The organism is Dactylosporangium sp. CA-233914 (assembly GCF_050942935.1).
Lineage (GTDB): Bacteria > Actinomycetota > Actinomycetes > Mycobacteriales > Micromonosporaceae > Dactylosporangium.
The window spans coordinates 10,887,836-10,901,549 of sequence record NZ_CP192030.1; the positions used below are offsets into that span (position 1 = coordinate 10,887,836).

Annotated in this window: 9 protein-coding genes and 2 pseudogenes; 2 read left to right on the plus strand and 9 right to left on the minus strand. The window is 72.3% G+C overall.

Annotated elements, in window-relative coordinates; all coding sequences use genetic code 11:
* Positions 1-729 (plus strand): LON peptidase substrate-binding domain-containing protein, encoded by a 729-nt coding sequence (locus ACQPY0_RS48395; RefSeq protein WP_432977085.1) that lies wholly within the window; start codon positions 1-3, stop codon positions 727-729.
* Between the two features lie 297 nt (positions 730-1,026).
* Here ACQPY0_RS48395 and ACQPY0_RS48400 read toward each other — a convergent pair whose 3' ends face one another.
* Positions 1,027-2,019 (minus strand): hypothetical protein, encoded by a 993-nt coding sequence (locus tag ACQPY0_RS48400; protein WP_432977088.1) that lies wholly within the window; start codon positions 2,017-2,019, stop codon positions 1,027-1,029.
* Positions 2,020-2,772: 753 nt separating this feature from the next.
* Positions 2,773-5,994, minus strand: a pseudogene (gene dnaE / locus ACQPY0_RS48405) (DNA polymerase III subunit alpha); the annotation flags it as partial.
* 88 nt (positions 5,995-6,082) lie between these two features.
* On the opposite strand from dnaE, the gene ACQPY0_RS48410 reads away from it, so the two are divergent.
* A complete protein-coding gene (locus ACQPY0_RS48410; protein WP_432977091.1) occupies positions 6,083-7,447 on the plus strand; it encodes a transaminase in 1,365 nt (454 codons plus the stop codon).
* Here ACQPY0_RS48410 and ACQPY0_RS48415 read toward each other — a convergent pair.
* From ACQPY0_RS48415 to ACQPY0_RS48445, 7 genes and pseudogenes are all read right to left on the minus strand, one after another.
* Positions 7,422-8,213, minus strand: a pseudogene (locus ACQPY0_RS48415) (MinD/ParA family ATP-binding protein); the annotation flags it as partial. The gene ACQPY0_RS48410 and the pseudogene ACQPY0_RS48415 overlap by 26 nt on opposite strands.
* A 421-nt stretch (positions 8,214-8,634) precedes the next feature.
* Positions 8,635-9,444, minus strand: a complete 810-nt coding sequence (locus tag ACQPY0_RS48420; protein ID WP_432977094.1) for a hypothetical protein — start codon at positions 9,442-9,444, stop codon at positions 8,635-8,637.
* Between the two features lie 73 nt (positions 9,445-9,517).
* A complete protein-coding gene (locus ACQPY0_RS48425; protein ID WP_432977097.1) occupies positions 9,518-10,447 on the minus strand; it encodes an RluA family pseudouridine synthase in 930 nt (309 codons plus the stop codon).
* Positions 10,440-10,910 carry a signal peptidase II gene (gene lspA, locus ACQPY0_RS48430; RefSeq protein ID WP_432977100.1) on the minus strand — a complete coding sequence of 157 codons (471 nt, stop codon included), beginning with the start codon at positions 10,908-10,910 and terminating at the stop codon, positions 10,440-10,442. Before lspA ends, ACQPY0_RS48425 begins: the two co-directional genes overlap by 8 nt.
* A gap of 95 nt (positions 10,911-11,005) precedes the next feature.
* A complete protein-coding gene (locus ACQPY0_RS48435; protein ID WP_432995702.1) occupies positions 11,006-11,443 on the minus strand; it encodes a TraR/DksA family transcriptional regulator in 438 nt (145 codons plus the stop codon).
* A 466-nt stretch (positions 11,444-11,909) separates the two neighbouring features.
* Positions 11,910-13,427: a potassium/proton antiporter gene (locus ACQPY0_RS48440; RefSeq protein ID WP_432977103.1), complete on the minus strand. Its 1,518-nt coding sequence runs from the start codon at positions 13,425-13,427 to the stop codon at positions 11,910-11,912.
* Complete coding sequence (locus ACQPY0_RS48445; protein WP_432977106.1) at positions 13,424-13,711, minus strand: DUF167 domain-containing protein; 288 nt, start codon at positions 13,709-13,711, stop codon at positions 13,424-13,426. The genes ACQPY0_RS48440 and ACQPY0_RS48445 overlap by 4 nt, the downstream gene beginning before the upstream one ends.
* Between the last annotated feature and the right edge of the window lie 3 nt (positions 13,712-13,714).

The window sequence follows — 13,714 nt, forward strand, 5'->3', positions numbered from 1 at the left end:
GTGGAGGCAGCGAACGAACCGGAGCGCACGCGGACGCTCCTGCCGCTCTTTCCGCTCGGCACGGTGCTCTTCCCCGGACTGGTGCTGCCGCTGCATGTGTTCGAGCCGCGGTACCGGACCCTGGTGCAGCACCTCACCGAGCTGCCGGCCGACCTTCCCCGCGAGTTCGGCGTGATCGCCATCCGCCGTGGGTGGGAGGTCGGGCGGCACACGGAGGCCGCTGACGCCTCCATCACGGCCGGGGAGTCGCTGTCGCTGTACGAGATCGGGTGCGCGGCGGAGATCCGCCAGATCACCGAACTGCCGGACGGCCGCTTCGACCTCATGACCGTGGGCCGGCGCCGGTTCCGCTTGCTGGGCCTGGCCCGCGACGACGCGCCCTATCTCACCGGCGAGATCGAGTGGCTGCCCGAGCCGAAGGGCGAGCCGGACCGCGAGGGCGAGCTGGCCGCGGGCGTCCTGGCGGCATACCAGGACTATCTGCGCGCGGTCCGCGCCGACAACGACGGCGAGCAGCTCCCCGACGATCCGACGGTCCTGTCACACCTGGTCGCGGCGACGGCGTCGCTGACCCTGGAGGATCGGCAGTCGCTGCTGGCCGAGCCGGACACGGTGAGCCGCCTCAAGGCCGAACGCGCGCTGCTGCGCCGCGAGGCGGCGCTGCTGGGCCAGGTCCGGGCGGTCCCGGTCGCCCTGACCGACCTGGCCGTCCCGTCCAGCCCCAACTGACCGCCCGCCGCTATCCCGACCCGACTCTCCCGTCGCGCACATACGCCCAGTTCTGCCGAAAATGTCCCCTTTTGCCAAACTTCGCGGCTTGTATTGGGAATCAATCGGAAATATTCGCTGAAATCGGCGCAGCCCCGTCGTGCGCCCGCGTCGAGGCACCGCCACGACCTTGCCGTCCTTGTTTGACCAGCTGAAACCGGCCTGCGGTGACCCAGCCGCCCCAGCGGGTCCATCCAACTCGATCCGTATTCGGGCCGGCCGGAGCAGGCGCGTTACAGGGGGTGACGGGGCCGCGGCTCAGGGGCGGGGCGGCTCCGCCTGCGGCGACGGCGGCGCAGCGTGCGTGTCCGGCGAGGGCCACAGCGGCGACCCGGTGGACAGGCCTGGCGCAAGCGGCGGCGGAGGCGGCGCGGTGGGGTCCCCCCAACCCGGCGCCGCATGCGGGCCGCCCGGGCCCTGCTGTCGCGGGCCGGCCTCGTGAGGGCCGATCCCGTAAGGGCCAGCGGCCTGAGCCGAGCCGCCGGAGCCGTCCTGGAAGGCCGCGGCGGCTGGACCGTTGCCGAGGTAAGTCGCGGTTCCCGGGTCGGTGGGGTAAGCCGGGTAAGCCGGCATGCCGGGGTGAGGCTGGGCGGCGTCGGGGTAGGCGGTCGCCGGGATCGCGGCGGGCGGCGGGTCGAGGTACGCCGGCGGAATGTTGTCGTAGCGCAGCGTCGGGGAGGCGTGGAAGCCCGCCAGGCCCGTGTAGACCGCGGCCGCGGCCAGGGCCTGGACCAGCATCGTGCCGCGGACCCACGGGATGAAGCCGAACAGCAGGCTCGACACGCCGGTGCGCAGCTTCACCGGGCGGAAGATGTGGGTGTTCACCGGGGCGTGCTCGGCCAGGTCGAGGTAGTGGGCCCAGCCGATCTTGTTGCCCAGCCAGGCGCCGAGCACCGACGCCGCGGCCGAGCCGATGACCAGGCCGGCCAGCATGATCGGGCCCCGGTAGCGGCGCAGCAGCAGCCAGGCGGCCAGCGCGACGATGATGCCCATGCCGATCGCCATCAGGATGAACCAGCCGTCGTCGGCCCAGTAGCCCTCAGGCTCACCCTCGATCGGATACGGGCCGTACTGCGTCTGGACGAGCTCGACGTGCGGGGCCAGCTTCGACCAGAGCAGGCCGAACGGCGCGCCCAAGCCCGCGACAACCACGGCCACGACGAGCGCGAACAGCGCCTCCCGCCAGATCGGCACGCGCTCCGGCCGGGCGAGTTCCGGCTGTTCGACCGGCGAAATCGGGGCGATGCTCACGATCCCATCCTGCCAGGCGCGGCGTCCATCCTGGCAAGCGAGTCGACGCCCCCCACTCGGACCCGGCGAACCACCCGAACCGCACAGGCCGAGCCGCCACGCCAACCGCCACGGCCGCCGGACCATCGCACCGGCCGAGCCACACACCGCCGCACGGGCCACGCCGCCGCACGGGCCACGCCGCCGCACGGGCCACGCCGCCGCACGGGCCACGCCGCCGCACGGGCCACGCCGCCGCACGGGCCACGCCGCCGAGCCACCGAAACCTCCGCACCACCGAGCCGTCTCACGGGCCGAACCGCTACACACACCGAACCGCCGAATCACCGGGCCACCGCACGCACCGAACCGCCGACCGCCCGCAGCACCGTGCCGCCACAGCGCCGCGCTGCTGGAGGGACTGCCGCACCGGCCGGACCCAGCACGATTCGGCCTCCGTGGGCTCGTGCGACTCAGACGGCCGCGGTTTGAGGTCGGATCGGGACGGCTGGCGCTGAGGTAGGGGCCGAGTGCGAGGTGCCGGGGTGAGAGACGTGTGAAGGTGCGAGCGCCGTTCCTCTGTATTGACGCTAACCCAGGGCGCAAATATCGGGACAAAATCCGTCCCTCAGCGTAGTCGCGCCGTTACACGTGGCTGGACGCGGAAGGGGCGGCGGGCGGAGGGGTGAGGGTGGTCGGACGAGGGGAGGAAGGAGGAAGAGGAGAAGGAGAAGGAGGAGGAGGTGAAGGAGGAGAAGAGGGAGGAGGAGGGGGTGTGGTCAGGTCGGGGAGGGTCAGGTCTTCGGCCGTCAGGCGGGGGGTTTCCTCGCGGCGGTCGACGCGGCCTTTCACGGCTACCACTGCGTCCTCCGCGACCCACTGGTCGACCAGCTCGTAGGTGTCCGGGAAGAACATCACCTCGACGCTGCCGTCCAGGTCCTCCAGGGTCGCCGACGCCCAGGGGCGGCCCTGGCGGGTCACGCGGCGCTGCACGCCCGAGAGGATGCCCGCCAGGCGGACCACGGCGCCGTCGGGGACGGTGCCCTCCTCGGCCAGGGCCGCGATCGGGCGGTCGGCGGCGGCGCGCAGGACGTGCTCCAGGCCGCGCAGCGGGTGGTCGGAGACGTAGAGGCCCAGCATCTCGCGCTCGAAGGCCAGGCGTTCGGGCTTGTCCCACTCCATGGTGGGCACGGGCGGGGCGGTCATGAGCGGGGCGCCGAAGAGGTCGAACTGGCCCATGGCCTCGTTGCGCTTCACGCTCGCGACCGCGTCCAGGGCGTCGGCGTGGACGCTGAGCAGGCCGCGGCGGGAGTGGCCGAGGGAGTCGAAGGCGCCGGCCTTGATGAGGGACTCGATGGTCTTGCGGTTGCACACGACCTGGTCGACCTTGGCCAGGAAGTCGTAGAAGTCCTCGAAGGTGCCCCGGTCGCGGCGGGCGCGCAGGATGGCCTCGACGGCGGCGGTGCCGACGTTGCGCACGGCGCCGAGGCCGAAGCGGATGTCGGTGCCGTCGGCGGCGAAGCGGCCCTGGGAGGAGTTGACGTCCGGGGGCAGGACGCGGATGCCCATGTGCCGGCACTCGGCGAGGTAGACGGCGGAGCGGTCCTTGTCGCCGCCGACCGAGGTGAGCAGGGCGGCCATGTATTCGGCCGGGTAGTTGGCCTTCAGGTAGGCCGTCCAATAGGCCACCAGGCCGTAGGCCACGCTGTGCGCCTTGTTGAACGCGTAGTCCGAGAACGGCACCAGGATGTCCCACAGGGTGCGGATCGCGCCCTCGGAGTAGCCGCGCTCGCGCATCGCCGGCGCGAAGAGCGTGAACTCCTGGTCGAGGATCTCCTTCTTCTTCTTGCCCATGGCCCGCCGTAGCCGGTCCGCGGCGCCGAGGGTGTAGCCGGCGACGCGCTGGGCGATCGCCATGACCTGCTCCTGGTAGACGATCAGGCCGTAGGTGTCGTCGAGGATGTCCGCGAGGGGCTCGGCGAGCTCGGGGTGGATGGGCGTGACCGGGCGGCGGCCGTTCTTGCGGTCGGCGTATTCGTTGTGGGCGTTCGCGGCGATCGGGCCGGGGCGGTAGAGCGCCCCGACGGCGGAGACGTCGGCGAAGCTGTCCGGGGCCATGGCGCGCAGCAGGTGCCGGACCGGGGTGGCGTCGAACTGGAAGACGCCGAGGGTGTCGCCGCGGGAGAGCAGCTCGTAGGTCGGGCCGTCGTCGAGCGGGGCGTCCTCGATGACCGCCTCGAGGCCGCGGTTGTGCCGGATCGCGTCCAGAGCGTCGTCGATGATGGTGAGGTTGCGCAGGCCCAGGAAGTCCATCTTGAGCAGGCCCATGTCCTCGCACGCGCCCATGTCCCACTGGGTGATGATCGCGCCGTCCTGCTCGCGCCGTTGGATCGGCAGGACCTCCAGCAGCGGCTCGCGGGACAGGATCACGCCGGCGGCGTGCACGCCCCACTGGCGCTTGAGCCCCTCCAGGCCCCGGGCGGTGTCGACGACCGTGCGGACCTCGGGCTCGGACTCATACAGCCGGCGCAGCTCGCCGCCCTCCTTGTAGCGGGCGTGCGCGGGGTCGAACACGCCGGACAGCGGCATGTCGCGACCGAGGACCGGCGGCGGGACGGCCTTGCTGATCCGCTCGCCGAGGGAGAACGGGAAGCCCAGGACGCGGGCGGCGTCCTTGATCGCGGCCTTGGCCTTGATCGTGCCGTAGGTGATGATCTGCGACACCCGGTCGGCGCCGTACTGCTGCGTGGCATAGCGGATCATCTCGCCGCGCCGGCGCTCGTCGAAGTCCATGTCGATGTCGGGCATGCTCGGGCGCTCGGGGTTGAGGAAGCGCTCGAAGAGCAGCCCGTGCGCGAGCGGGTCGAGCTCGGTGATGCCCAGGGCATAGGAGACGAGCGAACCGGCCGCGGAGCCGCGCCCGGGCCCGACCCGGATGCCCTCGCGGTGGGCGTGGGCGACGAGGTCGGCGACGACGAGGAAATAGCCGGCGAGGCTGGCCTCGCGGATCACGGAGAGCTCGTAGCCGGCCTGCTTCGCGTGCGGCTCGGGCACCCCGGCGGGGAAGCGGCGGGCCAGGCCGCGGTCGACCTCGGCGCGCAGGTGGGAGTCCTCGGTGGTGCCGGGCGGGACCGGGAAGCTCGGCATCAGGCTGCGATGGGCGAAGACGTCGTGATAGTCCTCGATGCGCTCGGCGATGGCGAGGGTGGCGTCGCAGGCGCCGGGGACCTCGGCGTCCCAGAGCCGGCGCATCTCCTGCTCGGACTTGAGATAGAAGTCGCGGGCGTCGAACTTGAAGCGCTTCGGGTCGGCGAGCGTGGTCGCGGACTGCACGGCCAGCAGGGCCTCGTGGGCGTCGGCGTCGCCGGCGAACGTGTAGTGCAGGTCGTTGGTGGCGACCGGGGTGAGGCCGAGGCGGCGGCCGAGGCGCAGCAGGTCGGCGCGGACCCGCGACTCGATCTCCAGGCCGTGGTCCATCAGCTCCAGGTAGAGGTTGCCGGGTCCGAAGATGTCCCGCAGCTCGCCGGCGGCGGCGCAGGCCCGCTCGAAGTCGCCGATGCGCAGCCAGGTCTGGACCTCCCCGGACGGGCAGCCGGTCGTGGCGATCACCCCGGCGGCGTATTCGCCGAGCAGTTCCCGGTCGGCGCGGGGCTTGTAGAAGTATCCCTCCAGGCTGGAGCGGGACGCGAGCCGGAACAGGTTGCGCAGGCCGGTGCCGTTCTCGGCGAGCAGGGTCAGGTGGGTATACGCCCCGCCGCCGGAGACGTCGTTCTCACCGCCGCCGGCCCAGCGCACCCGGGTCCGGTCGCCGCGGCCGGTGCCCGGGGTCAGGTAGGCCTCGATGCCGATGATCGGCTTGATCCCGGCCCGGCCGGCCTCGCGGTAGAACTCGTGGGCGCCATACAGGTTGCCGTGGTCGGTCATGGCCAGGGCCGGCTGGCCGAGGCGCGCCGCCTCGGCGAAGAGCGGCCCGAGCCGCGCGGCGCCGTCGAGCATCGAATACTCGGTGTGTACGTGCAGGTGTACGAAGCCCACGCCCCGAACCTATCGCCGGGGTACGACATTTTTTGCAACACTGCAGGTCATGATCGACCGTGATCGGCTCGGCGCGCTGCTGCGCCGCGAGCGAGCCGCCTTCGCCGAGCGCCACCCCCGCTCGGCGGCCGAATACGCGCGCGCCGGGAACCTCTTCGGCCGGGTCCCCATGACCTGGATGAACAAGAACGCCGCGGGATTTCCGCTGTACCTCGCGGCCGCCCGCGGCGCGCGCGTCACCGACATCGACGGGCACGAGTACACCGACTTCTGCCTCGGCGACACCGCGGCCATGGCCGGGCACTCCCCCGAGCCGGTCGTGGCCGCGGTCCGGGACCGCTTCGAGGTCGCCGGCGGCGCCTGCGCGATGCTGCCCACCCCGGACGCGGCCTGGGTCGGGCAGGAGCTGGCCCGCCGCTTCGGGGTGGCCCGGTGGAGCTTCGCGCTGACCGCGACCGACGCGAACCGCTGGGCGATCCGGCTGCTGCGCGCGGTGACCGGCCGGCCGAAGATCCTGTTCAACAGCTACTGCTACCACGGCTCGGTCGACGAGTCGCTGATCGTCGCCACGCCGGACGGGGCGGTGAGCCGCGAGGGGAACGTGGGCGCGCCGGTCGACGTGACGGTGACCAGCCGGGTCGCCGAGTTCAACGACCTGGACGGGCTGGAGCGGGAGCTGGCGCACGGGGACGTGGCCGCGGTGGTGATGGAGCCGGCCCTGACCAACATCGGCATCGTCCTGCCGCGGCCGGGCTATCTGGCGGGGGTGCGGGAGCTGACGAGGCAGTACGGCACCTACCTGGTCAACGACGAGACGCACACGTTCTCGGCCGGCCCGGGCGGGGCGAGCGGGCTCTGGGGTCTGGAGCCGGACGTGGTGACCATCGGCAAGGCGATCGGCGGTGGCATCCCGGCCGCCGCGTACGGCTTGTCGGAGAGCATCACGGAGAAGATCGACAAACTCGACGGTCTCGATCTGATCGACATGGGCGGCGTGGGCGGCACCCTGGCCGGCAACGCGCTGTCGATCGCCGCGACGAGAGCGACGCTCGAGCACGTCCTGACCGACGCCGCCCATGATGAGATGTCCGGGAAAGCGGACAGGTTCGCCCGCGGCGTCCAGCGGGTCATCGACGCGTACGAACTCCCGTGGTCGGTGACCAAGCTGGGCGCAAGGGTCGAGTACCGCTTCGCGAACCCGGCACCGGCATCGGGTACGGAATCCGCCAAGGCCGCCGACGCGGACCTCGAGGATTTTCTCCATGTATATCTGGCGAACCGGGGCATCCTGCTCACCCCGTTCCACAACATGGCCCTGATGTCCCCCGCGACGAGCATGGAGCAGGTCGAGCGGCACGAGGCGGTCTTCGAAAGCGCGGTCGCGGAGCTTACCGGGCGAGCGGGTCCATCATGACCGCCGCCGCCCGCAGCCACGCCCGCTTGGTCGCCGGCGCCAGCATCGGGTATTCGATGTTGGAGCCGCTCTCCAGCGCCGGGTCGTAGGGCACCACCACGACGGCCCGGGTCCGGGTGCGGAAGTGCCCGGCCAGGTCGTCGATGAGCGGCGTCGGGTTGGGCGTCGGGCAGGACAGCAGCGTCACCGCGTTGGCGACGAGCTCCTCCATGCCGGCCTCGTCGAGCAGGTCGAGCATCCAGTCGGCGGTGAACGCGGCGTCCTCGCGCGGCACGCTGGTGACCACGAGCTGGTCGGCGGCCTGCAGGACCGTCTGCCAGTTGGGGCTCTCCACGTTGTTGCCGGTGTCGACGCAGATCACGTCGTGGGTGCGGCGCAGCAGCTCCAGCACGCGGCGGACCGTGTGCGGGTCGAGGCGCTGGGCGAAGCGCGGGTTCTCCTCGCCGGCGAGCACGTCGTAGGAGCCGTCGGAGGCGTGGCGAAGATAATCATCGAGCATGTCGTACAGGTCGTAGCCGGTCGCGTGCTCGACGCGCACGAGGTCGGCGATGAGGTGCCGGATCGTGCGCGCGTGCCGGGCGCTGCCGGCCCGCAGGCCGAGCGTGCCGCGCAGCTCGTTGTCGTCCCAGGCGATGACGCCCTTGCCGCGGACGCTGCCGATGGTGGCGGCGGTCAGCACGGTCGCGGTCGTCTTGTGCACGCCACCCTTGGGGTTGGCGAAGGCGAGCACCTTGGGGGTGGGGATCTCCTGGCGGAGGACCTGCACCATCTGCTCGGTCGGGTCGGCGGGGCGGGCCTGATACTCGACGCTGGGACCGCGGCGTGCGGGCCCGGCCGAGCGGGGCGGCGCCTCATACGGGTTGGTGCCGTTGGATGGATGCATTGGCTCGTCATCGTAGGGCCGCGAGGGCGGATATCGGTCCTGGGGGCGCTCGAAGCGGCCGTCGTAATCCAGATCACTCGGCGCCGAGCGGCCCAGCAGGGCCCGGTCCAGCAGGGAGCGCCAGCGGGGAGCCGGCTCCGGCGACCTGTCCTCCCACGTGGCATCGGCCCGCTCAGCCACTGCCGGTCCTCCCTCACCCGCGCGCGGAAACCCGTACCCCAGGCTACGGACCGAACAGTATTCGGACCACACCTGCGAGCCCATCCCCTGCATCAACTGCACGACAGGCCGAAGGGATACCGCGTCAGGGCGGACCGGGGGACGCGGTCACGGTGCCGGCGCCCTCGCTGACCGGTTCCGCGACCGTGGTCTGCTCGGGCAGCGGGGGCAGGAACACCGTGCGGTCGAGGCGTTGCAACTCGGCGATCGGGTCGACCACGCGGGTCTCGGGCCGGGCCGCGACCGAGCGCAGGGCGGCGGGCGGGGCGTAGACGACGGCGGCGTAGACGCACGAGCAGTGCTCTCGATAGGCGGTGGCCTCCTGGTCGGCGACGATCGCGCCGGAGAGGTACAGTTCGCGGTTTTCGTCGGGGATGTCGCTCACGCGGGCGAGCAGGTCGCGGTAGTGCTGCGCCTCCTCGGTCTTGCGCCGGGCGGTCTCGTCCATGGCCGCCACCACGTCGTCGGGCAGCTTGTACGCGCCCAGGCGGACGAGCTCGGTCTGGGTCCGCGGCAGCGGTACCCGCGCGAAGACGCTGGAGACGGAGACCTCGGCGAGCACCGGGGCGAGCCGCTCGGGCGCGAGGTAGGCCGTGAACGACACGAGCGCGTAGACCGGCGTATCGCCCGGCAGCGCGGCCAGCTCGTTCTGGCCGGCCTGCAGGTACGCCGGGATCGAGGCACCCTCGGCGACCCCGACGCGCAGCACGTCACCGAGCGACGGATCGCTGTGGGGCCCGTTCGAGCGGTGCACCGCGAGTAGCGTGGCCGTCACCGCGACCACCCCGACGACGGCGGTGAACGCGCGCAGGCGCTGGGCGCCCCGGAAGGCCCGGGCGAGGACGTTGCCGACGGGCGGCAGGAGCCGCTGGTCGAGTTGCTGGAGCCGCTTCATCGCCCCGCCAGGGTCGCACAGGCGCTGCCGAAGGGTGACTGATGGGGTCTTGACATCGAACCATTGGTAGGTATCACACGGCGGCGCTGAGGACCTCCAGTGCCGCCGTCAGGTCGGCGGGGTACTCGCTGACGAACGACACGTATTCGCCCGTGCGCGGGTGGATGAAGCCCAGTTCGCGCGCGTGCAGCCACTGCCGCGTGAGCCCCAGCCGGGCCGCGAGGGTCGGGTCGGCGCCGTAGGTCAGGTCGCCCACGCACGGGTGGCGCAGCGCCGAGAAGTGCACCCGGATCTGGTGCGTGCGCCCGGTCTCCAGCTTCACGTCGAGCAGGCTCGCGGCCGGGAACGCCTCGAGCGTGTCGTAGTGCGTGACGCTGGGCCGGCCGCCGGAGACGACCGCGAACTTGTAGTCGTGGCTCGGGTGCCGGTCGATGGGGGCGTCGATCGTGCCGCGCAGCGGGTCCGGGTGGCCCTGGACCACGGCGTGGTAGCGCTTCTCGACCTCGCGGGCCTTGAAGGCGCGCTTGAGGGCGCTGTACGCCGACTCGCTCTTGGCCACGACCATGAGCCCGGTCGTGCCGACGTCGAGCCGGTGCACGACACCCTGCCGCTCGGCCGCGCCGCTGGTGGCGACCGTCTGCCCCATCGCCGCCAGGCCGCCGATCACCGTCGGGCCGGTCCAGCCCGGGCTCGGGTGGGCCGCGACGCCGACCGGCTTGTCGACCACCACGATGTCGTCGTCGCTGTGGACGATGCCGAGCCCGGCGACGGGCACGGCATCCACGGCCACCGCGCCCGGCGGGGCGGGCAGCGTCACCTCCAGCCAGGCGCCCGCGCGGACCTTGTCCGACTTGGGGCGCACCTGGCCGTCGACGCAGACGTCCCCGGCCTCGACCAGGTCGGCCGCGATGGTGCGGGAGAGCCCGAAGAGCCGGGTCAGGGCCTGGTCGAGCCGGGTGCCGTCGAGCCCGTCGGGGACGGGCAGGGAGCGGACCTCACGCATCCCGCGTGACCCTCGTGCCGTCGCGGCGGCGGCCCGTGAACTCCAGCAGGATCGCCAGGGCCACGCCGACCGTCAGGGCCGAGTCGGCGATGTTGAACACCGGGAAGTGCCCGGCGTGGTCGTCGAGGAAGCTGAACATGTCGACCACGTGCCCGCGGAACGGGCCGGGGGCCCGGAAGAGCCGGTCGCCGAGGTTGCCGGCCGCGCCGCCCAGCACCAGCCCCAGCGCGACCGCCCAGGCGGTCGACACCGTGCCCTTGATCATCCAGAACAGCCACGCGATCACGCCGAGCGCGACCAGCGGGAAGATCCAGGTGTGCTCCTCGAGCATGCTGAACGCGGCCCCGCCGTTGCGGGTGTAGATCACGTAGATCAGGCCGCCGAACAGTTTGACCGGATCGCCGTGGGCGACGGTCGAGGTCGTCCATTGCTTCACGGCCACGTCGATGGCGATGATCGCCACCGCGACGAGGCCGAAAACAGCCCAGGCCCGGTTGCGGGACCGCACCCCGGGGGCGGGTGCGGGCTCGGTGTGGTCCTGGACGGGCTCCTGGGTGGTCAGCGCCGCTCCTCCAACTGCTTGCAGGTCACGCAGAGCGTAGCGGACGGGAACGCGGCGAGCCGCTCCACGGGGATGGGGTTGCCGCACTTCTCACACCAGCCGTAGCCGCCCCCGTCGAGCCGCTCCAGCGCCCGCTCCACCTGCAGGATGCGATCGGCCAGGTTGTTGGCGATCGTGATCTCCTGCTCGCGCTCGCCGGTCTTGGTGCCGGTGTCGGCCTGGTCGTCGCCGGCGGAGTCGGTGAGCCGGTGCTGCTGCAGCTCGTGGATCTCCAGCATGGTCTGGTCGTGCTCTGCCTTGAGCTCGTCGCGCCGCTCGATCAGCGCCACGCGGATCTTCTCGGTCTCGGCTGCCGTACGCGTGCCACGGGCGGGCTTGGCCCCGGCGGTGGCGGTCTTCGCCGCGGTGGTCTTCGGTTCGGCGGTCTTGGCCATCGTGGCTCCCTCGGCCGCGCGCGCGGCGGTTGTGGTCGGCGCTTGCTTGCTGCTCGTCCGGCTGGCGTTCGTGCTGTTGATGCTCGCCATCGCGGTGTTCATCGTCCTGGCGTTCGTGCTTCTGTCCGGGGCCGCGGTCACCGGCCCCGCCTCCCCCGCCGAATCACCGGCCCGTCCGGCCGGTGCGGCGTTCTCGGTCTTGGAACGGGATGTCGTTCCGGCTTGCCTCGCAACGGGTTTCTGTGTTTTTGTCACAGTGGCACCACCCGTCACATCGGCGGCCTTACCCCGCCCGGCACCGCTTGCTGGCCAGCCTTTCGGCCCGGCATCAGCCCGCTCGGCCATGGCTCCCCCAGATGCAAAATGGGCGCGCGACGCGTCGTCGCGCACTCCAGTGGCTGGCAAGAATACGGAATGTACACGCGTCCGACAAACACGCCACACGCATTCCGACCAATTGGATCAGTTATTGGCGCCGGTCCTCGCCGTGTTCGGCAAACCAGCGGGCAAGTCTTCCGCGCCTGCTCACGGCCCGCAGCCTCCGCTCCGCGGCGTCGCGCACCTGCTCGGTGGTGACGATCAGGAGGCTGTCGCGGGTCTTCAGGCGGGTCTCGGGCGCCGGCACGAACGCACCGCCGTCACGCAGGACCAGCGTCACGACCGCACCGACAGGCAATCGTAACTCGTCCACGTGCACGCCGTTGAGCTTCGAGCCCGGCGGTACCTCGACCTGCAGCAGATCCGCCCCCATGCGCTCCAGCGGGGCCGCTTCGACCTGCAGGTCGGTCGCCTCGGCGGGCGCGGTGACCCCGAGGCGGCGGGCGACCGGGGGCAGCGTCACCCCCTGCGCCGCCGTGTAGATGACCACCAGCACGAACACCACGTTGAACACTTCCTGCGCCCCCGGCACCCCGGCCGAGAGCGGGATGGTGGCCAGCACCACCGGCACCGCCCCCCGCAGGCCGGCCCAGGACAGGAACGCCTGGTCGCGCCAGCCGAAGCCGGAGCGGGTCAGGGCGAACGGGGCGGCGCTGAGCAGCACCGACAGCGGGCGGGCCAGCAGCACCAGGACCAGGCCGACGACCAGGGCGGTCACCACGGCGCCGCCCAGCTGGCTGGGCGAGGCGAGCAGGCCCAGCAGCACGAACAGGCCGATCTGGGCGAGCCAGGCCAGCCCGTCGGCGAAGCCGAGCATCGCCCGCCGGTGCGGCAGGCGGGCGTTGCCGAGCACGACGCCGGTGACGTAGACGGCGAGGAAGCCCGAGGCGTGCGCGACCGCGCCGGCGGCGTAGGCGAGCACGGTCAGGCCGATCGCGGCGAGCGGGTACAGGCCCGCCGAGGGCAGCGCGGCCCGGCGCAGCGCCCAGGCGCCGCCGAAGCCGGCCAGCAGGCCGATCGCCGCGCCGGCGAGGAGCTCGTAGGCGACCAGGCCCAGCTGCTCGTACCACGGCCCCTGCCCGCCCAGCGGCGCGGAGAGCAGCACGACCAGGATGACCACCGGGGCGTCGTTGATGCCGGACTCCGCTTCCAGCAGCGCGGCGAGGCGCGGCCGGACCGGGACCCGGCGCAGGGTGCTGAAGACCGCGGCCGCGTCGGTGGAGGAGAGCACCGCGCCGTACAGCAGCGCCTGCTGCCACCCGATCCCCAGCGCGAAGTGGACGACCGCGCCGACCACCGCGACGCTCACCATCACCCCGAGGGTGGAGAGCACGACCGCGGGGCCGAGCACCGGGCGCAGGGTCGACCAGCGCGCGGTGAGCCCGCCCTCGGCGATGATCACGACGAGCGCGCAGATGCCCAGCGTCCGGGTGAGCTCGGCGTCGGCGAATTGAATGCCGAGCCCGGCCTCCCCGATCGCCACGCCGAGCAGCAGATAGACCAGCAGGCTCGGCAGGCCGAGACGCACCGACAGCCGCACCGCCCCGACGCACACCAGCAGAACCGCCGCGCCGACCAGCAGCGCGACGTTGAGCTCGTGACTCAACGGCGGCCCGCCAGCAGCTCAGCGACCCGCTCGGGCAGGCCCGCGGGTGGGTCCGCCAGCTCGACCAGCTTGTCCCGGCTCGCGGCGCCGGCCTTGAGGCGCAGTGCCGACGGGCGCACCCCGATCGCCGCCGCGAGGGCCTTCAGCGCGGCCTCGGTCGCCTGCCCGTCGACCGGGCGGGCACCCACCGCCACGACCACGGCGGGCCCATACGGCCCGGGGTGGCTACCGCCGACCGCGGTGCGGGAGGCACCGGGCCTGACACGGATCGCGATGGTGAGCACGCT

What these genes read in the sequence shown, in the direction of transcription:
- ACQPY0_RS48410 (WP_432977091.1), top strand. Translation starts at nt 6,083, where the DNA reads ATGATCGACCGTGATCGGCTCGGCGCGCTGCTGCGCCGCGAGCGAGCC.
- ACQPY0_RS48420 (WP_432977094.1), bottom strand. Translation starts at nt 9,444, where the DNA reads ATGAAGCGGCTCCAGCAACTCGACCAGCGGCTCCTGCCGCCCGTCGGC.
- ACQPY0_RS48425 (WP_432977097.1), bottom strand. Translation starts at nt 10,447, where the DNA reads ATGCGTGAGGTCCGCTCCCTGCCCGTCCCCGACGGGCTCGACGGCACC.
- ACQPY0_RS48435 (WP_432995702.1), bottom strand. Translation starts at nt 11,443, where the DNA reads ATGGCCAAGACCGCCGAACCGAAGACCACCGCGGCGAAGACCGCCACC.